This is a genomic window from Microbacterium hydrocarbonoxydans (genome assembly GCF_023715885.1).
Lineage (GTDB): Bacteria > Actinomycetota > Actinomycetes > Actinomycetales > Microbacteriaceae > Microbacterium > Microbacterium hydrocarbonoxydans_C.
Window position 1 is genome coordinate 749,643 of sequence record NZ_JAMBOY010000001.1, and the last position, 23,781, is coordinate 773,423.

Consider the following 23,781-nt stretch of genomic DNA (forward strand, 5'->3'; position numbering starts at 1 on the left):
TCCGCGCTTCTATTCCCGCGAACCCTCGTCGGCTTCGATGATCTCCCCGGCGCGCCGCCGGCGAACGACCTTCAGCTCGCTCGCGAGAATGCCGAGCACCACCAGCGCCCCGCCGAGCAGTGCGGTGACCGGCAGGCGCTCGCCGGCGACCCGGCCGACGATCGCCGCCCACACGGGCTCGCCCGCGTAGATGATGGTCGCGCGCGTGGGCGACACCGACTTCTGCGCCCAGTTCATCGTGAGCTGGATGAGACAGCTCGCGGCTCCCAGACCGACCGCGCAGCCGACCCAGACCCAGGAGAACGCGGGCGGCGACTCGCCCACGACCGGCATCGTCATGAGTCCCAGCAGACCGGCCGTGAGGAGCTGGACCACTGTGATCCGCCCAAGGTCGATGCGCCCGGCGAACAGCGAGATGAGGATGATCTCGGCCGCGATGGGCACGGTGCTGATCATCGTGACGATCTCACCGGTGCCGAGCGACAGCGCGAACGCGTCGGGACCTGCGATGAGGACGAGGCCGACGAAGGCGAGTCCGGCGCCGACGAAGGCCATGACCGGAGGGCGCCGGCGGAAGACCGCCCACTGCGCGAGCGGCACGAGCGGCACGTACATCGCCGTGATGAAGGCGGACGTGCTGGAGTCGATCGTCTGCAGGCCGACGGTCTGCAGGCCGTAGCCGAGGTGGATCATCAGGCCGATCGCCACCCCGGCGCCGATGTCGCGCCAGCGGATGCCGCGCAGCGCTCCCCGGAAGATCACGACGCTGATGACGCCGGCGACGAGGAAGCGGAGGCCGACGAAGAACCACGGTCCGGAATGCTGCATCGCCCAGTGCACGAGCAGGAACGTGCTGCCCCACGCCGCGGTGATCGCGATGAGCGCCGCCTCCTGGGGGCGGAGCCGCATCCAGCGGAGTCGAGAGGGCATGCGATCCCTTCCGACGCGGCCCTGACGAGCCTACCGCCGCGGCAAGAATGCGAAAGGTGACGGCGTGCGGCGCTCGGCGGCCCGACCCTGCCGCGCGCTGGGTAGCCTCGCATCATGAGCAACTTCCTGAGCGTCGCCGAATTGAACGAGCTGCGGACGTCAGGGGCGCCGGTACGCGTGATCGACGTGCGCTGGCGGCTCGATCGGCCGGACGGACACGCCGACTATCTCGCGGGGCACATCCCCGGTGCGGTGTACGTGCCGCTCGACACGGAGCTCTCGGCGCACGGCGAAGCGGCCGAGGGACGGCATCCGCTTCCGACGACGGCGCAGCTGCAGGATGCGGCGCGTCGCTGGGGCGTCCGCGACGGAGACGTCGTCGTCGCCTACGACGACGCGAGGGGCGTCGCCGCCGCGCGAGCCTGGTGGTTGCTGCGTCAGGCGGGCGTCGACGTGCGGGTTCTCGAAGGCGGCATCCGCGCGTGGCACGAGGCCGGCCACGACGTGACCACCGATGACGTGACGCCGGACACAGGAGACGTCACGCTGGGCGAGATCGGCGCGGACGCGATCACGATCGACGAGGCCGCCGCTCTGCCGGCATCCGGCGTCCTCCTCGACGTGCGCGCGGGCGAGCGCTACCGCGGCGAGGTCGAGCCGCTCGACCCGCAGGCGGGGCACATCCCCGGCGCGATCAATGTGCCGACCGTTCTGCACTTCGACTCCGCTGGACGCATCCTCGATCACGACACCGTGCGGGCGACCTTCGCCGCTGTGGGCGTGACGCCCGGCACGCCCGTCGCCGCTTACTGCGGATCGGGTATCACGGCCGCGCACACCGCCCTCGTGCTCGACGAGGTCGGGATCGAGGCAAAGGTCTTCCCCGGTTCGTGGAGCCAGTGGTCGAACACCCCCGGTCGCGCTGTCGCGGTGGGCGATCAGCCCGGCTGAGCGGAGTCGCTCCGCGCACTAGCGTCCGTCGTCGTAGCTCCAGCTGAGACCGAGGGCGCCCGGACCGAATCCGCGTCGGATCTGCGCCACCGACGTGCGTCCGCCGATCTGCGTGGTCGTCGTGGTGGTGCCTTGCGGACTGTCGACCCGCTCGGTGACGTGGTCGGGGATCGCGTCGGGGTGGAAGCGCGTCCACACCAGCAACTCTCGGCACTTCATCGCCACGGCATGGCCGGTCTCTCGCTGCGGCGGGTAGTCGGGCGGGTAGTCGACGGCCCACTCCACGATGGTCGTGTCAGGGGCGGCGAGCGGCGAGTCGAGCTCGAACAGGACTCCGTGCACCTCGCCGTTCGGGTGCGAGTAGCGCGCCGCGATACGGCCGCCCGCGATCGCGGTGATGATCGGCGCCGGTGTCGACTCGCCGGGCGTGAGCTCGAGGAAGGGGATGGACGTGACCGTGCCGACCGTCGACTGCACGATGCTGCGGGTCTGGCAGTGCGCGACATTGCCTGTCGCGTCGACGTCGGTCACCGAATGGGTCGTGAGCTCCCGCGCCGTGTCGGGGTACTCCGCGCCGAGTGCGGTGAAGGCGTCCCGCACCGACCGCTCCAGCTCCTGCTCGTTCATCGGGAACTGGTTGGGGCCGATGGGCCCGGTGCGGTTCGTCGCTCCCAGCCGCGCCGTCAGCTCACCGGGTGCCAGATGCAGGAGGCGTTCGATCTCGGCGATCGCGGCGAGCGACTGCACTCCCTCCGGGCGTCGGCGACCGGAACGCCAGTAGCTGAGAGTCGCCATCGACACGCCGTTCCCGCGTGAGCGCAGCATCTCGTGGAGACGGGCGAGAGACAGTCCGCGGGCGTTGATGGCGTCGCGCAGGGCGCTGGAGAACTCGTCCGAAGAACGACGGATGCTTCTCTCGAAACTCATCACACCACCCCCACCGGTATGTGAAGAACCGGCCCCTACAGTGAGCATACGACCACTCAAGCATCCCGAAGGGGACGAGGTGCTGTTTCTGGGGTCTACAGGGTTGCATCGAGGCAGGCAGGGTGCCCGACCTTGCGCTCGATCGGCTCGACGCGGTGCCGCCCCCGTCACTGCGTATCACGTGGGGCCTGACGATCGATCTGGGGAGATCCGTCAGGCCTCACGGACGCGCTCCCGTCCGTCCGCACCCGCTGCGCCCCGCGCGTAGACTGGGAGGAACCACCCGGAGGACTCTGGATCGTCATGTCTGCCCCTGCTCGCGCGTTCACGCCGCGCCACGTCCAACTGCTGCGCGCGCTCTTCGCCGCGGCGGCGGCCGTGATGATCACCTTCTCTCCGGATCACTCCGCGGCCGTCGGCCTCTCGGTCTTCAGCGGGTTCGTGCTCACGTCCTCGCTCATCATGCTGCTCGCGGTCTGGCTCGTCTTTCCCACCGGGCAGCGCTGGTCGTGGGTGGTGCTGGCCCTGCTCGGGTTGGCCGCGGGCATGACCGCCGGCGTCCCGGCCTGGCGCACGGAGGACCTGTTCTTCGTCGTCGTGATCGTCTGGGCGCTGACCACCGGAGTCGTCGAGCTCATCGTCGGTCTGCGCGCCCGCCGCGCCGGCGACACGACCGCCCGCGACTCGATCGCGGTCGGCGCCTTCGGCATCCTGCTCGCGGTGCTGCTGCTGACCATCCCCGCCGGCTTCGTGCAGCCGTACGCCATCCAGGGCGCCGGCGAGTTCGAACTGACCGGCATCATCCTCGGCGTGGGCATGTTCGGCGGCTACGCGGCGATCGTCGCCGTGTTCCTCGGCATCGCCGGCCTCACGCCGAATCGCGCGGAGTCTCCCGCTGCGGCATCCGCCCCCGCCCCGGTCGAGCACGGAGGTGACCGATGAGCGACGAGAAGCCCACCCGCCGCGACATCCTGCGACCCCTGCACCTGCTGGGCATCGCGCTCGCGTGCGGTGTCTTCGCCGCGATCGTGACGCTCGTGTCGACCGGTGCCTTCACCGCGCGCGTGAACACGGCGATCGCGAACGGCAGCTACGAGGGGCTGACGCCGATCGCACTCGGTCTCGTCGTGGGCGGCGGTGCATTCATCGTCACGCTGCTGTTCCTGGCGATGCTGATCCTCGTGGTCGACCCCGCCGACGTGACGAAGACCGTCGACCGCCCGGTGCTCTACGACGCCGAGCCCGACGGCGACGCCGACTCCCAGGGGCCGGCGGAGCGCTCAGGCTCCTGACCGTTCGTTCGCGAATTCCGCGTGTCATAGGAATATCGCGGGTGTCGGTCGGCTTGTCCCCAGGGTGACAGCATCGATCGACCGCGCCTCCGTCGGACTCCGTTCGGAGCGCGGACCGGTGCTCGGTGCGCTCATGCTGTCGACCGGCCTCATCGCGATCGACGCGACGATCCTCGCGACCGCGGTGCCGAGCATCGTGCGCGACCTCGGCAGCTACCAGCAGTTCCCGTGGCTGTTCTCGGTCTATCTGCTCGCTCAGGCCGTGAGCGTGCCGATCTACTCCCGCTTCGCCGACACCGTCGGACGCAAGCCGATCATCCTGCTCGGGATCGGGCTCTTCCTGCTCGGCTCCCTGCTCTCCGGCTTCGCGGGGAGCATGACGGCCCTGATCGTGTTCCGCGTCGTGCAGGGTCTCGGAGCCGGAGCGGTCGCGCCCATGTCGATGACCATCGTCGGCGACATCTACACGGTCGCCGAACGCGCGAAGGTGCAGGGGTACATCGCGTCGGTCTGGGCGATCTCGTCGGTCGTCGGCCCGGCCCTCGGCGGCATCTTCGCGCAGCTCGACGCCTGGCGCTGGATCTTCTGGATCAACATCCCGCTCTGTCTGATCGCGGCCTGGATGCTGCTGCAGAAGTACCACGAGGAGAAGCAGACCCAGCAGCATCGCATCGACTACGCGGGCGCCGCGCTGCTCACGGTCGGTCTCACCGGGCTCATTCTCGGGATGCTCGAGGGCGGCAATGCCTGGGACTGGGTCTCGTGGCCGAGCGCCGTGTGCTTCGGGCTCGGCGCTGCCGCGCTCGTGGTGTTCGGGCTCGTCGAGCGCCGCGCCGCCGAGCCAATCGTCGACCTGCGGCTCGCGGCGAGACCTCTCATCTTCACGACCACGATCGTGTCGCTCGGCATCGGCGCTCTCATGACGGGCGTGACGAGCTTCGCGCCCGCCTACCTCGAGGGGTCTATCGGCATCGCGCCGCTGCTGTCGGGCCTGGCGGTCGCCGCCTTGACGCTGGGCTGGCCGCTCGCCGCCGCGAACGCCGGACGCCTGTACCTGCGCATCGGATTCCGGCGCACCGCGCTCACCGGCCTCGCGATCACCACGGTCGCCGCGATCGCGCTCGCCGCCGTATCGCCGTGGCCGAATCCGTTCGCGATCGCCGGGGTGGCATTCGTTCTCGGCTTCGGGCTCGGCTGGAGTGCCGCGCCGACCCTCATCGCCGCGCAGGCCTCGGTCGGCTGGGGTGAGCGCGGAGCGGTCACCGGGATGAACGCGTTCGCGCGATCGGCCGGCAGCGCGCTCGGCGTCGCCGTGTTCGGAGCGATCTCGAACGCCGTGATCGCACGGGGAGCAGGATCCGACGACCCCGCGACGATCGTGAACGCCTCGTTCTGGGTGTTCGTCGCCGCGGCGATCGTCGCGGTGCTGACTCTCGCCGCGGCGTTCTTCATGCCGCGCGAACCGGCCGGCGCGCAGTCGGGCTGATCCGCAGCCGGGGCCTGACGCCGGTGGGTCGCCCCGCGCTCAGCCGGCGAGCTCGCGCAGCCGCACCACGATGCGGTCGAGCAGGTCGTCGACCGCATCCGCGTCGTAGCCGGGCGTGAAGCCGCGCGGAGACCCGAAGGACGTCGTCGCGACGTCGCCGGCACTCAGACCCGTCGCGGTCGCGCGCGCCCGCTCCCACGCCTCCAGCGTCGCGCGGCACTCGTTCAGGAAGCGGTCGACGTCCGCGATGTCGTAGCGGGATCCGAGGCGTCGCACCGGAATCCGTGCGCCCGCGACCTCGGCGGCCGTGAGCCCGCCACTCCCGGTCATCGCGCGAGCTGCTCGGCGATGCCCGTGTACGTCGCGGGGGTCAGTGCGAGGAGGCGCTGCTTGGCGGCATCCCCGATCTCGAGCGCCTCGACGAACGCGGCGAGGTCCTCCGCGCCGACGCGGTGCCCGCGCGTGAGCTCCTTGAGCAGGGCGTACGGGTCTTGGATGGTCGAGCGGCCGGCGACGACCTCGGCGCGGATCACGGTCTGGATGGCCTCGGCGAGCACCTCCCAGTTCACATCGAGGTCGGCCAGCAGCACGTCGCGCGACAGCGAGATCGCGTTGAGTCCGCGGCGCAGGTTGTCGAGCGCGAGCAGCGAGTGCCCGAAGGCGACGCCGATGTTGCGCTGCGTCGTGGAGTCGGTGAGGTCGCGCTGCAGACGGCTCGTGACGAGGGTCTGACCCAGCGAAGAGAGCAGGGCGCCCGAGATCTCGAGGTTCGCCTCGGCATTCTCGAACCGGATGGGGTTGATCTTGTGCGGCATGGTCGACGACCCGGTCGCACCGGCGACGGGGATCTGCGCGAAGTAGCCGAGGGAGATGTACGTCCAGATGTCGGTCGCGAGGTTGTGCAGGATGCCACCCGCATGCCGCACCCGGTCGTACAGCTCGACCTGCCAGTCGTGCGATTCGATCTGCGTGGTCAGCAGGTTGAAGCCGAGGCCCAGACCCTCGATGTACTCCCGGGAGATCGTCGGCCAGTCGGCGTCGGGGTCGGCGGCGAGATGCGCCGACCAGGTTCCGGTCGCACCCGAGAACTTCGCCAGATACTCGGATGCCGCGATCTGGCCCCGCACGCGCTCCAGGCGCCAGGCGAAGACGGCGAGCTCCTTGCCCATGGTCGACGGCGTCGCGGGCTGGCCGTGCGTGCGCGAGAGCATCGCCGCATCGGCGTGCTCGGCCGCGAGCTCGCGAAGCTTCGCGATCACGGTGTCGAGAGCGGGCAGCCAGACCTCCTCGACCGCGCGCTTGACGGTGAGTGCGTAGGAGGCCGAGTTGATGTCCTCGCTCGTGCAGGCGAAATGCGTGAGCTCGGCGATGCGGTCGAGGCCCAGCGTGCTGAGACGATCGCGCACCAGGTACTCGATGGCCTTCACATCATGCTGGGTGACGGCCTCCTTCTCGGCGAGCCAGTCGATCTCGGCCTGACCGAAGTCGCGGTAGAGGGCGCGGAGGCGCTCCTTGTCGGCATCCGGCAGCGGGCTCGTCTCGAACAGCGAGCGGTCGGTGAGGGCGATCAGCCACTCGACCTCGACCTCGACCCGAGCGCGGTTGAGTCCCGCCTCAGAGAGGAAGTCGGCCAGCCCGGTGACTGCGCCGCGGTAGCGGCCGTCGAGGGGGCTGAGAGGCTGCGGGGGGAGCGAGGGCGTGAAAGTCAGGGGAGTCCTCCTGATCGGGCCCCGATCCCTCGGGGCGAGCGGGGCTGGCGAAGAGCCGGCTCGAGCTGGCGGAACAGCCCGCGGGTCGCCGTCTCGATCATACCGAGCACCGAATCGAACATCTCGGGGCCGGCGTAGTACGGGTCGGGCACGTCGAGCGTCGCTGCTGCGGGGTCGAAGGCGAGCAGCAGCGTGACCTTGCCGTCCTCGTCTTCGTCGCGCGCCCATTCGCGCAGCACGCGCTCGTGGGTGCGGTCGAGTGCGACGACCAGATCGTTCTCGGCGAACGATGCGTAGGTGAACTGCTTGGCCCGGTGCTGCGACCCGTCGTAGTCGCGGCGCGCGAGGGCGTCGATCGTGCGGTGGTCGGCGCGCTCGCCGAGGTGCCAGTCGCCGGTGCCGGCGCTGCGCGACACGATGCGGGAGCCGAGACCCTGGCGCTCCGCGAGATCGCGGAAGACGACCTCCGCCATCGGGGAGCGGCAGATGTTCCCCGTGCACACGAAGATCACGCGGAAGGGATCTTCGGACGTCACCGGTCCATTCTGCCCCCCGAGGGCTGATCGCGCGACGCCGGATGCCGCGACCACCTGTTCTGCACCGCCCATCCTGTCGAGGAGATGCTCACGGAAGCCGGTCGCTGACGCGCACCGTCGACGCGGACGTCGCCGGATCGGCGGATGCTGGGGGCATGCTCTCCATCGCTCCCGCCGAAACCCTGACCTCCGATGCGCTGTGGGTGCTGCTGCAGGCGCTCGCCGAGGTGCGCGTCGCGCGAGACGCCCTCGACGGTGCCGCCGGAGACGTGCTCACGCTGTCGCGCGACGCCGAGTGGCGGTCGGACGGCGTGGCGGCGCTGCGCGACACTCTGGGCGACCTCGCGACCCGGACGCGGGTCGCCGCGGCCGACGCGGGGTTGCACGAGACGAGGATCGCGAGCGTGAGCGCATGAGCGGGATAAACATCAGCCACGGCGGAGCGATCTCGGTCGACCCCGACGCGCTGCGGCAACTGGCGCATCGGGTAAATGCCGCGGCGATCGGCCACGACGAGGCGGCGCGGGTGCTGCGCAGCGCGTACGAGCGGATCGTCGACGCCCCGGGGCTCAGCGCCCTCGTCGACACGGTCGCGCTGTGGGCACTCGGTCAGCGCGCAGCGGTACTGCACGGGGAATGCGTCGACGCCGCCGCGAGCACCCGGCTGATGGCTGATACCTACGAGTACGTCGAGCTGCTCGTCGAGGCGCGGGCGCGCGGCCTGGGTGCGGCGGGGGACGAGGCGCGCGCCGGAATGCGGCGGCTCGAAGAGGCCGATGCGCGGATCCCCGACCTGGCCCGCGGCCTGGTCGAGCGGTGGGAGGACGAGCGGTTCGCCGGACTGGTCACGCAGGTGCCGCTCGGTGGACTCCTCGGCCCCGCCGGCGTCTTCCCGGCTCTGGTCGGCGCCGCGTCGGGGCGCGGCGTCATCGCGCGCGGTTCCCGGCTGCGCGGGCCGGCGGAACCGGTGACGGTGACACCCGTGAAGACCGCGACGCCGTCAGCGGCTCCCTCGGGTCTCGCGGGTGCGCTGAATCGGATTCCCGAGAAGCGCGGAGCGCAGGTCGCGGTCGAGAAGTACTCGTTCTCGGAAGGTGTCGCGAAGTACGTGGTGTACGTCAAGGGGACTCAGACGTTCGCGCCCGGCGACATGGGAGGTCCCGACCCGTGGGACATGAAGTCGAACTCCCAGCTCTACGTCGGGCAGAACTCCGCCTCGTACGAGGCGACGCTCGCGGCCGTCGAGGCGGCCGGTGCGGAGCCGGGAGACGAGGTGCGGATCGTCGCGCACTCGCAGGGGGGCATGGTCGCGTCGCACTTCGCGATGGAGAGCGCCTACGACGTGCCCGTGGTCGTGACCGCAGGAAGCCCCGTCGACCCCACGCTCGAGAGCGACCAGACCCTCGTAGCGCTGGGGTTCACCGACGACTCGGTGCGGGCGCTCGCGGGCGGTGGCTCACCGGCGGGGACGGGCTCGCCGGACAGTGTCTTGGTCACCGCGGAACACTCTCCGGGATTCGCGTGGGGCGACTTCGGCGATCCGCATCTGCTCGCGTCGTACGTCGACCTCGCGGAGGACGCCGACGCCGCGGGTGACCCGCGCATCGAGAGCGTCGAGCGGCTCTGGGACGAGCTCGACGACGCCGAGGTCATCGAGCGCACCGAGTACCGGGCCGAACGGGTGGCTCCGTGAGGCCGGCTCGCTCTCTGAGGCCGGTGGGGGCGGAGTCAGTCCCGGCGGGACTTGCGGCGCTGCGGCCGCAGGATGAAGCCGAAGATCCCGTTGATCACCGAGATGATGAGTGCGGCCACCACACCCCACCAGAACGAGCCGACCGTGAGGCCCCAGCCGAAGCCGCTCGTGATCCAGGCGGTGAGCCACAGCAGGAAGCCGTTGATCACGAAACCGATGAGCCCGAACGTGATGATGTACAGCGGGAACGCGACGATCTTGACGACCGTGCCGATGATCGTGTTCACCAGGGCGAAGATCGCGGCGACAGCCAGCAGGGTCAGCACGAGCTGCAGCGTCTCTCCCGGAGGGAACGCGGTGATCGTGACCTGCAGCACCGGGATCAGCGTCACGACCCAGAGGGCGAACGCGTTGACGACGACTCGGATGATGAAGCGCATGGTCAGGCCAGTCTCGCACGAGCGCCGCGCGAAGTCAGGAGGAAGGAGAGAGGCGGGTGATCACTCACCGGGGCGGATGTGGTCCGCGATGATCGCCGCGATCTGGTCGAGGTCGACTCTGCTCTGTGCGACATCGAGCACGAAGTCGAAAGCCTCGTCATTCGTGAAAGTCAGCTCGAACCCGTTCATGCGGATGAAGATGAAGGTGAGGACGAGTGAGATCCTCTTGTTCCCGTCGAAGAGGGAGTGGTTCTGGCCCAGCGAACTGATGAGCGCCGCTGCCTTCCGCTCGAATGTCGGATAGGCGTCCACGCCGAACATTCCCGCTGAGGGCCGCGCCAACGCCGAGAAGAGCAAGCCTTCGTCGCGGACATGCAGACCGAGCTTCGTGATGACCGCGAGGGCCTGCTCGGGCTCGATGTATTCCATCACCGTCTACGCGTCTACGCGTCTTCGAGTCGCCTGAGGGTGTCGGCGTATCGATTCGCTATCTCGTCGGCGAGAGACAGTACGCGATCCGTCTTCGACTCACTGTTCGCGAAGCGCGCCACAGCTTCGATGATCACGGCGTGCTTCGACGTGTGTCGCGCACGCGCGATCTCCTCGAGCTGCGCGTCGAGTTCCGCCGGGAGTCGCAGGTTCATCGCCATACCACAATGGTACTAACGCCGTCTCCTGGCTGCCAGAGGCCTGTGGATTCTAGAGTGGTGCTGTGACCGACCCGACCCTCCCGCGCATCCGCCCCGCCATAGCCGCCCTCGCGCCGTACCGACAGGGCAAGCAGGCCGGACCCGACGCGTTCAAGCTCTCGAGCAACGAGAACCCCTTCGAGCCGCTCCCGTCGGTCGCCGAGGCTCTGCAGCACACGACGCCGATCAACCGCTACCCCGATGCGACCGCGCTCCGACTGCGTCAGCGCCTCGGAGCCCGGTACGCCGTCGAGCCCGACCAGGTGCACGTCGCGGCGGGCAGCGTCTCGATCCTGCACCAGCTGATCCTGGCCACGGCATCCGTCGGCGACGAGGTCGTCTATGCCTGGCGGTCGTTCGAGGCGTATCCGAGTCTCCCGCTCGTCGCGGGCGCGACCGGCGTGCAGGTGCCGCTCCTGCCCGACTCGCGTCACGACCTCGATGCGATGGCCGATGCCGTCACCGACCGCACCCGTGCGGTGATCCTCTGCACGCCCAACAACCCCACCGGTCCGATCATCACGCACGCCGAGTTCACCCGCTTCATCGAGCGGGTCCCGTCCGACGTGCTCGTGATCCTCGACGAGGCGTACGCCGAATTCGTCACCGACGAGGACGCGATCGACGGTCTCGCCGAGCGCGTGTTCGAGCAGCACCCGAACGTGGTCGTTCTGCGTACCTTTTCGAAGGCCTACGGTCTCGCCGGCCTCCGGGTCGGCTACGCGATCGGCAACGAGAAAGTGCTGGACGCGGCGCGCACCACCGGCATCCCGCTGTCCGTCACCTCCGCCGCGGAGAACGCCGCCATCGCGAGCCTGGATGCCGAGTCCGAGCTGCGGGAGCGCGTCGCCGTGCTCGTCGAGCGCCGCACCCGGCTCATCGACGGGCTGCGGGCCCAGGGGTGGGACGTCCCGGATTCCCAGGCCAACTTCGTCTGGCTCCCCACGGGCGCCGAGACGGATGCCGCGGCTGCCGCGTTCGCCGAGAACGACCTCGTCGTCCGTCCGTTCTCGGGCGACGGCATCCGCATCTCGGTGGGCGAGGAGGCGTCGGTCGACCGCGTGCTCGCGGTCGCCGCCATCCTGCGCTGACCGGCCTTTTCTTCGGATTCCCGGCAGTTACGAGGGTGTCCTAGGTATACGTGACCCGGCATGCGGCCGCGGGTAGCGTGGAGCGCGTGAGTACCCCCGAGACCCCCCTCGTGCGTGTCCTTGACGCCGAAGGCAGCTTCGCTCCGAGCCCGGCAGCCGAGCAGTATCTGCCTCTCATCGAGGCGATCAGCGACGCCGAGCTCGAGCAGTTCTACCGAGACATGGTCGTCATCAGGGCGATCGACACCCAGGCGACCAACCTGCAGCGGCAAGGGCAGCTCGCCCTATGGCCGCCGAGCCGTGGCCAGGAGGCGGCGCAGGTCGGCTCCGGTCGTGCGGCTCGCGCGCAGGACACGATCTTCCCCTCGTACCGTGAGCACGTCGTCGCCCGCATCAGGGGTGTCGACCCCGTCGACATCATCAAGCTCATGCGCGGGATGTCGCACGGCGGGTGGGATCCGACCGACCCGAAGAACGGCAACACACGGCTGTACACGCTCGTGCTCGGCTCGCAGACCCTGCACGCCGCCGGCTACGCGATGGGTCTCTCGTTCGACGGCCGCACCGGCACCGGAGACCCCGACCGCGACGAGGCGGTGATCGTCTACTACGGCGACGGCGCATCCAGCCAGGGCGACGTGCACGAGGCGATGGTCTTCGCCGCGAGCTACCAGGCACCGACAGTGTTCTTCCTGCAGAACAACCACTGGGCGATCTCCGTTCCCGTCACCACCCAGTCGCGCGTGCCGCTCGTCGAGCGCAGCGCGGGCTACGGCATCCCGAGCGTCCGGGTCGACGGCAACGACGTGCTCGCCAGCTACGCCGTCTCACGGGTGGCCCTCGACGAGGCGCGCGCCGGCGGGGGACCCCGCGCGATCGAAGCCGTGACCTATCGCCTCGGCGCGCACACCACGAGCGACGACCCGACCAAGTACCGCGGCTCCGACGAGGAGGAGTCGTGGGCCCTGCGTGACCCGATCGTGCGCATGAGGGCCTTCCTCCAGAACCGGGGCGCCTCGGCGCGGTTCTTCGCCGACACGGATGCCGAGGCGGCCGACGCCGCGGAGGACCTGCGCTCCCGCACGGTGGAGCTCGGCCCGCCCAGCGCCGACAAGATTTTCGACCACGTGTACAGCGACCCGCATCCGCTCATCGCGGAGCAGAAGGCGTGGCGCGCCCGGTACGAGGCGTCGTTCGAGGGAGGTCAGGCATGACCCGGTCCGCGCAACTTCTGCGGTCTTCCGCACCTTTTGCGGCCTCTACCTTCGGCCAGGGCCGCAGAACCTGCTCATGGCCGCAGAACTTCACGACGTCGAGGACGGTGCAGGCATGACTCTCGAGACGATGCCGTTCAGCAAGGCCCTGAACGCCGGTCTGCGCAAGGCGATGGAGGACGACCCGAAGGTCCTGCTCATGGGCGAGGACATCGGCAAGCTCGGCGGAGTCTTCCGTGTCACCGAGCACCTGCAGCGCGACTTCGGCGATCGGCGGGTGCTCGACACCCCGCTCGCCGAGTCGGGGATCGTCGGCACGGCCATCGGTCTGGCCATGACCGGGTTCCGCCCGGTGATCGAGATCCAGTTCGACGGATTCGTGTTCCCCGCGTTCGATCAGATCACGACGCAGCTCGCGAAGCTCACCAACCGTCACGAAGGGGCGCTGAGCCTGCCGATCGTGATCCGCATCCCGTACGGCGGCCACATCGGTGCCGTCGAGCACCACCAGGAGAGCCCCGAGGCGTACTTCACGCACACCCCGGGTCTGCGGGTGGTGTCGCCGTCGACGCCGAACGACGCGTACTGGATGATCCAGGAGGCCATCGCGTCGAACGACCCGGTGATCTTCATGGAGCCGAAGAGCCGCTACTGGCCCAAGGGCGAGGTGGAGCTGGATGCCTCCGCCGCGCCGCTGCACGCCTCGCGCGTGGTGCGCACGGGCTCCGACGTCACGCTCGTCGGGCACGGCGCGATGGTGACGACGTTGCTGCAGGCGGCGGCGCTCGCCGAGGGCGAGGGCACGAGCTGCGAGGTCGTCGACGTGCGGTCGCTGTCGCCGATCGACTACGAGCCGATCCTCGGATCAGTGCGCAAGACCGGACGCATGGTCTACGCGCAGGAGGCGCAGGGCTTCACGAGCCTCGGCTCGGAGGTTGCGGCGACCGTCATGGAGCGCGCGTTCTACGCACTCGAGGCCCCCGTGCTGCGAGTGTCGGGGTACGACACCCCGTTCCCGCCCGCGAAGCTCGAGGGCGCATACCTGCCGGATGCCGACCGCATCCTCGAAGCCGTCGACCGTTCCCTGGCCTACTGACACCGTTCCGAGAGGACCGCAGATGAGCACGCAGAACTTCACCCTCCCCGACGTGGGCGAGGGCCTGACCGAGGCCGAGATCGTCGCGTGGAAGGTCGCCCCGGGCGACACCGTCGCGATCAACGACGTGATCTGCGAGATCGAGACGGCCAAGTCGCTCGTCGAGCTGCCCTCGCCGCACGCCGGTGTGGTCGGTGAGCTGCTGGTCGCCGAGGGGGAGACGGTCGAGGTCGGCTCGCCCATCATCACCTTCGTGACGGACGCGCGCGACGACGCCGGGCCCGGTGTCATCGCGACGGCCGAGGCGCCCGCTCCCGAGGAGGGCGGCGGCTCGGTGCTCGTCGGCTACGGCTCCGGCACCGGCGCGACGTCGCGTCGCAAGCGCCCGGCGGAGCGCCCGGTGCGCTCGTCGGTGGGTGTGATCGCGAAGCCGCCGATCCGTAAGCTCGCGCGCGACCTGGGCGTCGACCTGACGACCGTCACCCCGACCGGCACGGACGGCGAGGTCACCCGCGACGACGTCGTGAAGCACGCCGAGCAGGCGAGCGTGTTCCGCAACATCCAGACCCCCGAGTGGGGCGACGTGCGCGAGGAGACCGTACCCGCTCCGCAGTCGGCCCCGGCCGGGCTCGCCCGCGGGCTGGCGCCCGTTGCGGCATCCTCTGCAGCATCCGACGATCGCATCGAGTCCATCCCGGTCAAGGGCGTGCGCAAGGCGACGTCGTCGGCGATGGTGCAGAGCGCGTACTCCGCCCCGCATGTCACGGTGTGGAAGGACGTCGACGCGACCCGCACGATGGAGCTGGTCAAGCGGCTGAAGGCCTCGCCCGACTACGCCGACATCCGTGTCTCGCCGCTGCTGATCGTGGCGCGGGCCGTGATCTGGGCGGCCCGCCGCACGCCCATGGTCAACGCCGCCTGGATCGAGACCGAGAACGGCGCGGAGATCGCGGTGCGCCACTACGTCAACCTCGGCATCGCCGCGGCGACCCCGCGCGGCCTGCTCGTGCCCAACATCAAGGACGCGCAGGATCTCAGCATGAAGGACTTGGCGAGGGCTCTGAACCGGCTCACGGTCACGGCGCGGGAGGGCAAGACCACGCCCGCCGACCAGCAGCACGGCACCATCACGATCACCAACATCGGAGTGTTCGGGATGGATGCCGGGACGCCGATCATCAATCCCGGTGAGGCCGGGATCGTGGCGATGGGCACGATCAGCCAGAAGCCGTGGGTCGTCGACGGCGAGGTGCGTCCGCGCTGGGTCACGACCGTGGCCGGATCGTTCGACCACCGCGTCGTGGACGGCGACGGCATGAGCCGCTTCATCGCCGACGTCGCGAGCGTGCTGGAGGAGCCCGCGCTGCTCGTGGAGTGATATGAGACGTCGCCCTAAATGATCCAAACGACTGTTGAAGTTGATCCGAGCCAAACCATGTGCGCCGGATCAGGGACTTGCGCCATGAAAACACTGGGATTCTTCTCAATGATCTCATGGGGGGCGCGAAGTGGCGCGCACTGAACGGGCGTCGCCCGCCGAGATGACACCCTCTTGGCCGTCCTCAACGTCGTCTGACTATGCCGCGGAGCGGGCTCGCTTGTTCGCTTTGAACCTCCGCGCTGCCATCGGAGACCGAAGCATTCGGGCCGTTGGGCGAGACGCCGACGTCGACGAAGGCACCATTCGACGGGTTCTCGCTGGATCGACGTGGCCGGACATTCGAACAATCGCATTGCTGGAGAAGGCGCTGGACCAGTCGTTATACCCCATCCGATGACGTCTTTTGGCTGTCTGCCTGTCGCGAATGCCTTGCCCTCGTGTGGTCGGATTCACCAAGCGATTCCGACCACTCTGACCACTCAAGACTGAGGATCTCGCGCCCGGAGCGAGTGGATCACTGGAAGCCACGGCATGGCTGACATCTTCGCCTCGCGAATCAGTGCGGCGGCAGCCCAGGCGTTGCGGTGCGACGCTTTCCGCACACTCACGCCTGAAGCCCTTGAGTCATCGAGCGGCCCGATCATCGGCTCTTGGCCGCGTCGATGCCGTATCGCCTGGGCCCAGGGGGACGCGATAAGCACCGGGTGAAACGCGTTCGTCGCGAGTGCGGTCTATCGTCATCCGACACACCCAGGCTTTGATAGCGGCTCCGACGACCCCGGTGAAAGCGATAAGAGTTGGGGAGTCGTCGCGGCGCGCCAGCTGAATGTATCCGTCGTGCCGCCCGATGCTAATGGACGGTCCGAGAAGGCCGATGGAAACCGGCTCAGGTTGAGTCCCACGTAAGCGAGCGAGCAACGAGTCAGCAGCTGCTCCTCCTAAAGGCAAGGCGGTGCGCGCGCCCATCGGGAGATGCCGGCCGACCGAATCTGGCAGCTTCACAGCATCTCCTGCTCCAAGGATTGTCGGGTGGTCGACGCAGAAGAGCGTGTCATCAACACGGAGCCGTCCCTTACCGTCGGCCGGTAAGCCACTTCGGGTAGCGAGGTCAGGGACCTCGAAGCCTGCCGACCATATGACCAGGTCGTACTGGAGGTGTACCCCGGCATCGGTGATCACTCCAGCGGCCGTCACCTCGGATACGACTTCCCCTTCCTCCACATCGACATTGAGTCTCCTCAGACGTCGGCGGATCGAGCGTCGTGCCGCGGGGCGCATGGTGGGAACGAGTTGAGCACCAGCAATCAGGGTGACTTTCGTTCGGGGGTGTGCTTCTGCGATCTCCGCGGCCGTCTCCACCCCGGCTGGCCCGCCACCAACCACACAGACGCTTCGAGTGCGCGCCATCGCAAGACGGCGTGCGACCTCGGTCGCACCGTCGATGTCACCGATTCTCACCGCGAAGCGAGACACCCCGCGGACTGCCGAGGAGCTGCGGGAGCCTACTGCGTATATGAGCCAATCGAACTCGAGCGCCACGGGTCCCCTGGAGGTCGTCACATGCGTCAGCCGCGCGTGTGGATCGATTCGTTCCGCACGGCCCAGCACCACCGCGACTTCCGGGTGAATCATCGAGGCGAGCTCAATGCCAGCGTCAGCGTTCCCGGCGGCGTGCTCATGTAGACGGATCCGATGGACGAACCGATCCGTCGGATTGACGATTGCCACATGCGTACGTGCTCGCTCTACGGGACTCATTGAGGCAAGAAGCCGATTCGAGGCGATTACGCCCGCATATCCGCCACCGATGATGAGAACGGACACGGGCTCATCATCAGTCGTCGCAGCGATGGTCATGACCCTCCCTCCGTCCGGGGCTGCGCGGACGACGGATAGCGATCTGTGATCCGCCAGTAGTACCCGAACGGATCGAGAATCCGGAAGTCGGTGAGCCCCCAAGAACGGGATGTGACATCTTCGTCGATGGGCCAGCCCGACTCGCGCACCCGCTGACGCGAAGCCGCCAAGTCGTCGACTTCGAGGACGAGCTCCACGCCGAGAGGAGGCCGCCGCTGACTGGACGCTATGACCGAGCGCTCGGCAGCTCCGACCCGCACGTCGCCTCGGCGGAGCGCCAAGTAAGCGGGTGCCCGGGTGCGTTCGTCTCGCTCGACGTAAAAGTCGAGCACTTCGACGTAGAAGTTCGCGGCGAGGTCGAGATCGTCAGGGAAGATCTCGATACGTAGTGTGCTCACGGATGATCCTTGTCCCATCGGGATGGGTGGGGCCGGGTTTCTCCCCCTGTCCCCACCCATACGGCGTCAGAATTGCGCGATGAAGCTGCCGATGACGCGGTCGATAGCGGACAAGTCGGCTTCGGTGTTGGCCTGCACCGCGACAGTGATGGTGTAGCTGCCGTCGTTGGCGGTCGCTGCGAGGAACACGTAAGCCGCTCCGACGCCGCCGCACTGCTCGTAGACCTGGTACGTCCCCGTGTGAACGCCGTCTTCGAACGGGGACAACTCCTGTGGCGCACAGTTCTCGGCGAGGAACTCATCCGCACGCCGCAGCAGCTCATCAGGCGTGACCTTCGTGCTGGCATCCTGCGAGGCGGCCACCCACACGCCGGGCGTCTCCCAACCATCCGCGAACCCGGCCATATCGGGTGAGGCGATCACGCTGGACCACGTGCCGTCGTCGTTGGTGTAGCCCGCTCCATCGAGCTGATTCCACGCTGCCGGAACTTCGACCTGAATGTTGCCGGAGTCGTCCGTGATGCTGACGAATTCACCTTCGGCAACTTCGCTACTGTCACTCGTTTCGCCAGGCGTGCTCAGCACCTGGACTGCCTCCAGGGCATCTCCGTTGAACTGACCGCGGTAGTAGATTCCGTCGGCGGGTCGGTACAGGTCGACATCTAGTGTTGCGTCCTGACCGTGGGTGCGGAGCACATCGCAGTAGTCAGCGAGCGTTCCGTCCTGCGCCAGGGTGACGCCCTGCAGTTTGGTGAGCAGGTCGCCCGGCTCGACGCCTGCCTTGTCGGCGGGGGACCCGGATTGCACGGAACTGACCCATACGCCGAGGCCCTGCCCGTTCTCGTCTGCGATGGCTTGTGCGTTGATACCCAGACTGAGGATGTCGTTCCCGGCGATGAGATCGTCGATAACGGCGGTGACTTCGTCTCGGTGAATCGCGAGGTTGGTGTCGTAGGTGTTGTTGCCGGCGTAATTGACCCCTACCAACCTTCCTTTCTCGTCGACGAGCGGTCCTCCGGAGTTGCCCCCGCGGATACGCGCGTCGTGCTCGATGACGCTGTCCAGGGATGCCCAGGGGGTTTCTCCTGGTGTGGATGCCTTGGAGACGATGCCCCGAGTCATGGTGAAGGTGGGGTCACCGAGAGGGAACCCGGCAGCGTAGACGTCGGTAGCCGTCTTGATCTCGCCTTTTCGCCATTCGAAGAAAGGGAACGAGTCTCCGGGAAGCTGGATGACCGCGAGGTCGAGGCACTCGGACGAGCCGAGGACTTTCGCGTTGTATGTCTTGTCCGTATCACCCCCGAGCCAGACATCGAGAGTGCCAGCTCCCACCACAACGTGGTTGTTGGTCACGGCGATGCCGTCGGACGAGACGAGGAAACCGGAGCCGCGGCCGGCCGCCTCGTACCCACCCTCTTCGGGAGAGACGAATGTGCCAACGGCTTCGATCTGGATAGTCGCGGACTGGACATCGTCGAATGTCACTGCGTCGGAGGACGGGGCTGGCGGTGTCGCGGGGGCGGCGCACGCGGTCAGCGAGACGAGCGTGAGCGTGAAGGCGCTCAGCGCAAGGGCAGGTCGGCGGGTTCGCCGGCGAGATGAGGTGGAAGACATGCTGTGACCGTACGGACGGACGCTTGCGGTGCTCTTTCGCGCGACGCTCGCCGGTCTTGCATCGTCCTTGCACTCCGTCATCGAGAAGGCGGACGGCCGACCCGTCCTAACCGAGAACGCGGTCCACGAGCGGGTGCAGATGAGGGCTTCTCAGCGCGATGGTCGCCTGGGTGGCACCCTGGCGGAGACTCGCCGCGATGTCAGCTCCGCTGAGAGAGGCGTGAAAGAACCCAGCCATGAACGCGTCGCCCGCGCCGTTCGTATCGACGACGACAGTGGGTTCCGCATGGACTTCGTAACGATCACCGGACGTGTTCAAGGCGATGGCACCCTCCGCTCCGCGGGTGCAGACAGCCAGACGTGGCCCTCTTCGGAGACACGAGCTCATCAATTCCCATGGGTCATTCGTCCTGTCGTCATTCATGAAGACGACGTCCGCGGCCGTTACGAAGGGGTCGTGGTAGGCGGAGGCGCCATCGTAATCGTGAAGATCGACCCACACGTTCGCCCTCCATTCGGCGCAGTCGCGACGCTCGAGGAGCGTCGAGCCCAGGTCGCTCAGATCGATGACTGCAACGTCGGCGCCGCGGAGCGCCGTCTCAACGGCGTGAAGAGTGCTCTGTCCGGCAGTGGACGGGGTGTCGACGTAGATCGATAGCCGCTCTCCCTGGGGAGTCATCAGGTTTGTGTGTCTCTCGGTGCGGCTCGATGCGTGTGCGTGGAGCGTGACGCCAGCGGCGGCCAGGGCATCCCGTACGCGACGACCATCCGGATCATCGGCGATCAGGGCATGCAATTCGATGCCCTCTCGAAGCTGCGCAAGATGCAGTGCTTTTCCGGCCGAGGTCCCCCCCCGACGGTGTGAACCGACCGATCTGCAAAGACCATGTGCGGCTCGGGTCGGGGCAGGTGGTCCAGTTCGATGAGGTGGTTCCACGAGGCTGGACCTACGACGACTACACGCGCCGCTGATATGTCTGATGAATCGGGCATGGGTTCGTATTCCGTTCGCGCTCGTGGCGTGAAAGCCTGAGATGAGAAGACGGTGTGCGGCGCCGAAGCAGCGCCGCACACCGTCGGTATCCGAGGCTGGGGTCCTCAGATGGCTTCCCCGTGGAGGGGATAGGGGAAGCGGCCTGCAGGGTCGTGCTTGCGACGCACGTCTCGGAGTCGCGCAGCGACGTGCGGCGCCCATGACGTCACCGGAGTCCCCGGTACGGGACGGTTGGCGCGGCCGAAGAAGTTGATCTGAGTAGACAGCGACCTCCATCCGCCCATCGTCGTGAAGAGCGTGTCGATGACCTCCGGAATGACCGTGTGGAGGAGATCCGGCACGGGAGCGCCCACGACGTGGAGACTGTACGCGGCACCGCGTCCTCCGACAGCGTTGTCTGGTTCGGGGGTTCGCGCGAGCGCACCCCCGAGCAGTCGGACCTCCACGGCGGCGAGTGGCACGTCGGCGTTCGGTCCCGCCACTTCGAGCAGCGCGTCTGCAGCGGCCGCCGTGAAACTGTGGAGGAGAATGCCGCCTTCCATGACGGGCATGGGGTCCACCGGGTCGGCATGGATGCGCCCGATCTCCTGATAGGGCATCATTCCCACCGCGTCGATGAGCGGCCGCGCCACCTCGCGAAGGGGCGCCATCAGTGCCTCGGCGTCATCAGCCGCCCCAACGTATCCGATGCGCACGGCGCAGACGAAGCGTCCCCGCAGCGGCTCGGGAAGCTCGGGGAGCGGCGGAAGCCGGAGCATCGCGACCGAGGTGGTCATCTCGTCCGGGAGGTTGTGGGACCATTCGGCGAAGGTGCGGAGGACGGCTGCGGCGTCCTCCGCAGCGTAATACAGCGCCCCGCCGTAAAGGGTCGACAGAGGGAAGAGGTCGATCTCAACCTCGACCACGACGCCGAAGCCTCCCTTGCCGCCGCGCAATGCCCAGAAGAGGTCCTGGTTGAACTCCGCATCGGCACGGACGAGCCCACCGTCGGCTGTCACGACATTGATGCACCGGACGTGATCGGCAGCGAAGCCGAACGTCCGGGCCACGGGCCCGATGCCACCCCCGAGGAGATACCCGACGACGCCCACGTGCGGTGCGGAACCACAGAGCGCCGCCAGCCCATGCGGAGCAGCCGCATCGAGGACGTCTGTCCACGTTGCGCCTGCACCAACGCGAGCAGTGCGCGCTGCCGGATCCACCTCGACGAACGCCAGCCCGTCGGTTGCGACGGCGATTCCTGCGGTAACGGCCGCCTGGGCTCCATGGCCCTTACCCAGGACCTGCACAGGCAAACCGTGCCGGTTGGCGAGCGTCACGGTAGCCGTGACGTCGCTAGCCGACTGCGGCACCACCACCAGCTCAGGCGTGTGGGTGATGTCCCGATTGAATCCCAGCAGTGCTGAGCGGTACTCGGGGTCGCTGGCTGCGTAAGCGTGCGAGACCCCTGCGGCGCGGAGCTCGACGACGAGCGAGACGTCCAGATTGGTCGACATGATTCCTCCAGTGAGATCGACGGATGACTATTTCTCTCTCGATCACCTGTCGCCGACCTTGCACCGGTCCGCTCGCTACCTTGCGTCGCGTCACACGGAAACGCGTGGTAGCGCGCGGAGATACGCGGCGACCACCGCGTTCACGTCGAGTTGGAGATGCGGGGATGCGGCGTGGACGGTCCGTGAGAAGGTCATCGCATCGGCAAGCAGCATGATGTCGCGTCCCTGCTGCGGAGTCGCGAGAAAGCCGAACCGCTTGAGCAGATCGGGAGCAGCGGCGAACGCACCCGCGAGAAGTGGAGATTCGGACGAGAGTAGTCCGCTGAGCGGGTCTGCGGCGAGGTAATCCAGCACCAGCGCGTAACGAGCGCGCATGTCGTTCGGGCGCGACACCAACGCCGAGACGAAGTCTGCTACCAGCCCTGCCAGCTGTTCGATGCGGCCTTCGGCGTCGTCGGCGGGCTCGGCCGCGGCGAGCGCGGCGAAGTAGTCGTTCAGGTCTGCGAGGCTGCGTTCGGCGAGTCGGTCCGCCACAATCTGCAGCAGGGCTAGCCGCGTGTTCGCGTAGTAGGACGTCGATCCTTGCGGAAAGCTCGCTTCACGGTCGACGGCGCGGTGAGTGAGTCCGCGTAAGCCGCTCGTTGCGATGACTCGGATCGCTGCGTCTGCGAGAAGCTGTGGCCGATTCGGGGGCGAAGTCTCATTTTCTTGCACCCGCGACACTCTACAGGTGTATAGTCACCTCGAAAGAGACTCTACACCTGTAGTGAAATGGAGAGATCGATGCGCATCGCGATTATCGGAGCTGGAATCGGCGGACTAGCCACCGCAATCGGTCTACAGCGTGCCGGCGCGGAGGTGGTCGTGTTCGAGCGCGCCGCCGAGCTCACCCCTGTCGGGTCCGGTCTCTCGGTGTTCCCGAACGGGATCGCCGCGTTGGACTCCCTCGGGCTCGGTTCCTCGTTCCGCGCTATCACCAGCGCGAGTGCAGCGGCACTCGATGCAGGGCAGCGTCGTCCGGATGGACGCTGGCTGGCGCATCTGCCCGGGGAGGCCGTCAGTGGGCTTCGAGTGGTTCATCGGGCAGAGCTTCACGAGATCCTCGTTGCGGCTCTCAGGCCCGGCACCCTGCGCCTCGGCACCGTGGCATCTGCTCCTCGTGACGTCACCTCGACGGACGTCGAGGTGACTGGGGCTGATGGAGAATCACGCATCGAAACGTTTGATCTCGTCGTCGCCGCAGACGGCATCAACAGCGCCGTCCGCCGCTCCTGGCCCGGCGACCCGGGACTGAGATACTCCGGGTACTCAAGTTGGCGCGGAGTGACGAGCCGCCCGGTCGACCTATTGGGCGCCGCTGGCGAGACGTGGGGGCGGGGACTCCGATTCGGCATGGCGCCGCTTCGAGACGGCCGCGTCTACTGGTTTGGCGTCGCGACGATGCCGGCGGACGCGAAGATCGACGACGAATACGCACGCGTTCGCGAGCTGTTCGGCGAATGGCACGACCCGATACCCGCCCTCCTGGATGCCACAGACCCCGCGGTCGTCTTCCGGCTCCCCATCAACGACCTCGCCGAACCGCTGCCCACGTTCCGTCGGGCCAATTGGGTGCTACTCGGCGACTCCGCCCATGCGATGACTCCCGATCTGGGTCAAGGAGCGAACCAGGCGATGGAAGATGCAGCAACCCTCGTCGCTCTCCTCTCCGGTATCGCGAGCCACCCAGCCCCAGGCCAGGATCTCGTCGACTCGGCGCTTACCGAGTACGACCACCTTCGACGGCAGCGCACCCAGCCCATCGCCAAGCGTGCACGGATGCTCGGCGCCCTCGCCCACGTGCCGTCCCGCGCTGGAGTCCTGCTTCGCAACGCGGTCATGCGGCTGACTCCCGCAGACGCCATGGGCAAGCAGGCCGCCGCCGTGCAGACCTGGACACCACCGACCGCCACCGGACGGGTGGCCCCTGCTGACGTGCGGTGACTGA

At 68.0% G+C, this 23,781-nt stretch carries 25 protein-coding genes; 11 read left to right on the forward strand and 14 right to left on the reverse strand.

The window, feature by feature from the left end; translation table 11 throughout:
* Positions 1-9 precede the first annotated feature (9 nt).
* Positions 10-930, reverse strand: a complete 921-nt coding sequence (locus M3195_RS03560) for a DMT family transporter (protein ID WP_251585174.1) — start codon at positions 928-930, stop codon at positions 10-12.
* A gap of 114 nt (positions 931-1,044) precedes the next feature.
* Here M3195_RS03560 and M3195_RS03565 point away from each other — a divergent pair, with 114 nt between their 5' ends.
* Positions 1,045-1,881: a sulfurtransferase gene (locus tag M3195_RS03565; protein WP_251585175.1), complete on the forward strand. Its 837-nt coding sequence runs from the start codon at positions 1,045-1,047 to the stop codon at positions 1,879-1,881.
* A gap of 18 nt (positions 1,882-1,899) precedes the next feature.
* Here M3195_RS03565 and M3195_RS03570 read toward each other — a convergent pair whose 3' ends face one another.
* The gene (locus M3195_RS03570; protein WP_251585176.1) at positions 1,900-2,808 is read right to left on the reverse strand and encodes a helix-turn-helix domain-containing protein; all 909 of its coding nucleotides are present in this window, start codon (positions 2,806-2,808) and stop codon (positions 1,900-1,902) included.
* Positions 2,809-3,111: 303 nt separating this feature from the next.
* Between M3195_RS03570 and M3195_RS03575 the strand changes: the two genes are divergently transcribed.
* From M3195_RS03575 to M3195_RS03585, 3 genes are all read left to right on the forward strand, one after another.
* Entirely contained in the window at positions 3,112-3,750 is a 639-nt protein-coding gene (locus tag M3195_RS03575) for an acyl-CoA synthetase (RefSeq protein ID WP_251585177.1), read from the forward strand.
* Positions 3,747-4,100 (forward strand): hypothetical protein, encoded by a 354-nt coding sequence (locus M3195_RS03580; RefSeq protein WP_251585178.1) that lies wholly within the window; start codon positions 3,747-3,749, stop codon positions 4,098-4,100. Before M3195_RS03575 ends, M3195_RS03580 begins: the two co-directional genes overlap by 4 nt.
* A 64-nt stretch (positions 4,101-4,164) precedes the next feature.
* Positions 4,165-5,586, forward strand: a complete 1,422-nt coding sequence (locus M3195_RS03585; protein WP_251585179.1) for an MFS transporter — start codon at positions 4,165-4,167, stop codon at positions 5,584-5,586.
* Between the two features lie 39 nt (positions 5,587-5,625).
* Here the strand turns inward: M3195_RS03585 and M3195_RS03590 are convergent, their stop codons facing one another.
* Genes M3195_RS03590 through M3195_RS03600 form a run of 3 tightly spaced genes read right to left on the reverse strand, consistent with a single transcriptional unit; the run spans position 5,626 to position 7,831 of the window.
* Positions 5,626-5,916 carry a DivIVA domain-containing protein gene (locus M3195_RS03590; protein ID WP_251585180.1) on the reverse strand — a complete coding sequence of 97 codons (291 nt, stop codon included), beginning with the start codon at positions 5,914-5,916 and terminating at the stop codon, positions 5,626-5,628.
* Entirely contained in the window at positions 5,913-7,295 is a 1,383-nt protein-coding gene (gene purB, locus M3195_RS03595; protein ID WP_251585329.1) for an adenylosuccinate lyase, read from the reverse strand. Before purB ends, M3195_RS03590 begins: the two co-directional genes overlap by 4 nt.
* A complete protein-coding gene (locus M3195_RS03600; protein ID WP_251585181.1) occupies positions 7,292-7,831 on the reverse strand; it encodes a low molecular weight protein-tyrosine-phosphatase in 540 nt (179 codons plus the stop codon). Before M3195_RS03600 ends, purB begins: the two co-directional genes overlap by 4 nt.
* Positions 7,832-7,986: 155 nt before the next feature.
* Between M3195_RS03600 and M3195_RS03605 the strand changes: the two genes are divergently transcribed.
* A complete protein-coding gene (locus M3195_RS03605) occupies positions 7,987-8,247 on the forward strand; it encodes a hypothetical protein (protein WP_251585182.1) in 261 nt (86 codons plus the stop codon).
* Positions 8,244-9,524, forward strand: coding sequence for a hypothetical protein (locus M3195_RS03610; protein WP_251585183.1), 1,281 nt, complete (start codon positions 8,244-8,246; stop codon positions 9,522-9,524). Before M3195_RS03605 ends, M3195_RS03610 begins: the two co-directional genes overlap by 4 nt.
* A 35-nt stretch (positions 9,525-9,559) precedes the next feature.
* Here M3195_RS03610 and M3195_RS03615 read toward each other — a convergent pair whose 3' ends face one another.
* From M3195_RS03615 to M3195_RS03625, 3 genes are read right to left on the reverse strand one after another with little or no spacing between them, the layout of a single operon-like run.
* A complete protein-coding gene (locus M3195_RS03615; protein WP_251585184.1) occupies positions 9,560-9,964 on the reverse strand; it encodes a phage holin family protein in 405 nt (134 codons plus the stop codon).
* A gap of 60 nt (positions 9,965-10,024) precedes the next feature.
* A complete protein-coding gene (locus M3195_RS03620; protein WP_251585185.1) occupies positions 10,025-10,393 on the reverse strand; it encodes a type II toxin-antitoxin system death-on-curing family toxin in 369 nt (122 codons plus the stop codon).
* A 14-nt stretch (positions 10,394-10,407) separates the two neighbouring features.
* Entirely contained in the window at positions 10,408-10,614 is a 207-nt protein-coding gene (locus tag M3195_RS03625) for a ribbon-helix-helix protein, CopG family (RefSeq protein ID WP_251585186.1), read from the reverse strand.
* Positions 10,615-10,676: 62 nt separating this feature from the next.
* Between M3195_RS03625 and M3195_RS03630 the strand changes: the two genes are divergently transcribed.
* From M3195_RS03630 to M3195_RS03645, 4 genes are all read left to right on the forward strand, one after another.
* Positions 10,677-11,744 carry a histidinol-phosphate transaminase gene (locus M3195_RS03630; protein ID WP_251585187.1) on the forward strand — a complete coding sequence of 356 codons (1,068 nt, stop codon included), beginning with the start codon at positions 10,677-10,679 and terminating at the stop codon, positions 11,742-11,744.
* Between the two features lie 86 nt (positions 11,745-11,830).
* Positions 11,831-12,958, forward strand: a complete 1,128-nt coding sequence (locus M3195_RS03635) for a thiamine pyrophosphate-dependent dehydrogenase E1 component subunit alpha (protein ID WP_251585188.1) — start codon at positions 11,831-11,833, stop codon at positions 12,956-12,958.
* Between the two features lie 115 nt (positions 12,959-13,073).
* Positions 13,074-14,054 (forward strand): alpha-ketoacid dehydrogenase subunit beta, encoded by a 981-nt coding sequence (locus M3195_RS03640; protein WP_251585330.1) that lies wholly within the window; start codon positions 13,074-13,076, stop codon positions 14,052-14,054.
* Between the two features lie 22 nt (positions 14,055-14,076).
* Positions 14,077-15,432 carry a dihydrolipoamide acetyltransferase family protein gene (locus M3195_RS03645; RefSeq protein WP_251585189.1) on the forward strand — a complete coding sequence of 452 codons (1,356 nt, stop codon included), beginning with the start codon at positions 14,077-14,079 and terminating at the stop codon, positions 15,430-15,432.
* 627 nt (positions 15,433-16,059) lie between these two features.
* Here the strand turns inward: M3195_RS03645 and M3195_RS03650 are convergent.
* The 6 genes from M3195_RS03650 to M3195_RS03675 all read right to left on the reverse strand — a co-directional run bounded on the left by M3195_RS03650 (position 16,060) and on the right by M3195_RS03675 (position 22,328).
* Entirely contained in the window at positions 16,060-17,292 is a 1,233-nt protein-coding gene (locus M3195_RS03650) for an NAD(P)/FAD-dependent oxidoreductase (protein WP_251585190.1), read from the reverse strand.
* Positions 17,289-17,690, reverse strand: coding sequence for a VOC family protein (locus M3195_RS03655; RefSeq protein ID WP_251585191.1), 402 nt, complete (start codon positions 17,688-17,690; stop codon positions 17,289-17,291). The genes M3195_RS03650 and M3195_RS03655 overlap by 4 nt, the downstream gene beginning before the upstream one ends.
* A 66-nt stretch (positions 17,691-17,756) precedes the next feature.
* Complete coding sequence (locus tag M3195_RS03660; RefSeq protein ID WP_251585192.1) at positions 17,757-19,304, reverse strand: S1C family serine protease; 1,548 nt, start codon at positions 19,302-19,304, stop codon at positions 17,757-17,759.
* A 106-nt stretch (positions 19,305-19,410) separates the two neighbouring features.
* A complete protein-coding gene (locus M3195_RS03665; RefSeq protein ID WP_251585193.1) occupies positions 19,411-20,499 on the reverse strand; it encodes a carbohydrate kinase family protein in 1,089 nt (362 codons plus the stop codon).
* A complete protein-coding gene (locus M3195_RS03670) occupies positions 20,403-21,794 on the reverse strand; it encodes an FAD-binding oxidoreductase (protein WP_251585194.1) in 1,392 nt (463 codons plus the stop codon). The genes M3195_RS03665 and M3195_RS03670 overlap by 97 nt, the downstream gene beginning before the upstream one ends.
* A gap of 90 nt (positions 21,795-21,884) precedes the next feature.
* Positions 21,885-22,328, reverse strand: a complete 444-nt coding sequence (locus M3195_RS03675) for a hypothetical protein (protein WP_251585195.1) — start codon at positions 22,326-22,328, stop codon at positions 21,885-21,887.
* A gap of 249 nt (positions 22,329-22,577) precedes the next feature.
* Between M3195_RS03675 and M3195_RS03680 the strand changes: the two genes are divergently transcribed.
* A complete protein-coding gene (locus M3195_RS03680) occupies positions 22,578-23,777 on the forward strand; it encodes an FAD-dependent monooxygenase (protein WP_251585196.1) in 1,200 nt (399 codons plus the stop codon).
* Positions 23,778-23,781 lie beyond the last annotated feature (4 nt).

Excerpts from the sequence above, each read along its gene's own strand:
- M3195_RS03560 (WP_251585174.1), bottom strand. The coding sequence starts at position 930 with ATGCCCTCTCGACTCCGCTGGATGCGGCTCCGCCCCCAGGAGGCGGCG.
- M3195_RS03565 (WP_251585175.1), top strand. The coding sequence starts at position 1,045 with ATGAGCAACTTCCTGAGCGTCGCCGAATTGAACGAGCTGCGGACGTCA.
- M3195_RS03570 (WP_251585176.1), bottom strand. The coding sequence starts at position 2,808 with ATGAGTTTCGAGAGAAGCATCCGTCGTTCTTCGGACGAGTTCTCCAGC.
- M3195_RS03575 (WP_251585177.1), top strand. The coding sequence starts at position 3,112 with ATGTCTGCCCCTGCTCGCGCGTTCACGCCGCGCCACGTCCAACTGCTG.
- M3195_RS03580 (WP_251585178.1), top strand. The coding sequence starts at position 3,747 with ATGAGCGACGAGAAGCCCACCCGCCGCGACATCCTGCGACCCCTGCAC.
- M3195_RS03590 (WP_251585180.1), bottom strand. The coding sequence starts at position 5,916 with ATGACCGGGAGTGGCGGGCTCACGGCCGCCGAGGTCGCGGGCGCACGG.
- M3195_RS03605 (WP_251585182.1), top strand. The coding sequence starts at position 7,987 with ATGCTCTCCATCGCTCCCGCCGAAACCCTGACCTCCGATGCGCTGTGG.
- M3195_RS03610 (WP_251585183.1), top strand. The coding sequence starts at position 8,244 with ATGAGCGGGATAAACATCAGCCACGGCGGAGCGATCTCGGTCGACCCC.
- M3195_RS03615 (WP_251585184.1), bottom strand. The coding sequence starts at position 9,964 with ATGCGCTTCATCATCCGAGTCGTCGTCAACGCGTTCGCCCTCTGGGTC.
- M3195_RS03620 (WP_251585185.1), bottom strand. The coding sequence starts at position 10,393 with ATGGAATACATCGAGCCCGAGCAGGCCCTCGCGGTCATCACGAAGCTC.
- M3195_RS03625 (WP_251585186.1), bottom strand. The coding sequence starts at position 10,614 with ATGGCGATGAACCTGCGACTCCCGGCGGAACTCGACGCGCAGCTCGAG.
- M3195_RS03640 (WP_251585330.1), top strand. The coding sequence starts at position 13,074 with ATGACTCTCGAGACGATGCCGTTCAGCAAGGCCCTGAACGCCGGTCTG.
- M3195_RS03645 (WP_251585189.1), top strand. The coding sequence starts at position 14,077 with ATGAGCACGCAGAACTTCACCCTCCCCGACGTGGGCGAGGGCCTGACC.
- M3195_RS03650 (WP_251585190.1), bottom strand. The coding sequence starts at position 17,292 with ATGACCATCGCTGCGACGACTGATGATGAGCCCGTGTCCGTTCTCATC.
- M3195_RS03660 (WP_251585192.1), bottom strand. The coding sequence starts at position 19,304 with ATGTCTTCCACCTCATCTCGCCGGCGAACCCGCCGACCTGCCCTTGCG.
- M3195_RS03665 (WP_251585193.1), bottom strand. The coding sequence starts at position 20,499 with ATGGGCGCCGCACGTCGCTGCGCGACTCCGAGACGTGCGTCGCAAGCA.
- M3195_RS03670 (WP_251585194.1), bottom strand. The coding sequence starts at position 21,794 with ATGTCGACCAATCTGGACGTCTCGCTCGTCGTCGAGCTCCGCGCCGCA.
- M3195_RS03680 (WP_251585196.1), top strand. The coding sequence starts at position 22,578 with ATGCGCATCGCGATTATCGGAGCTGGAATCGGCGGACTAGCCACCGCA.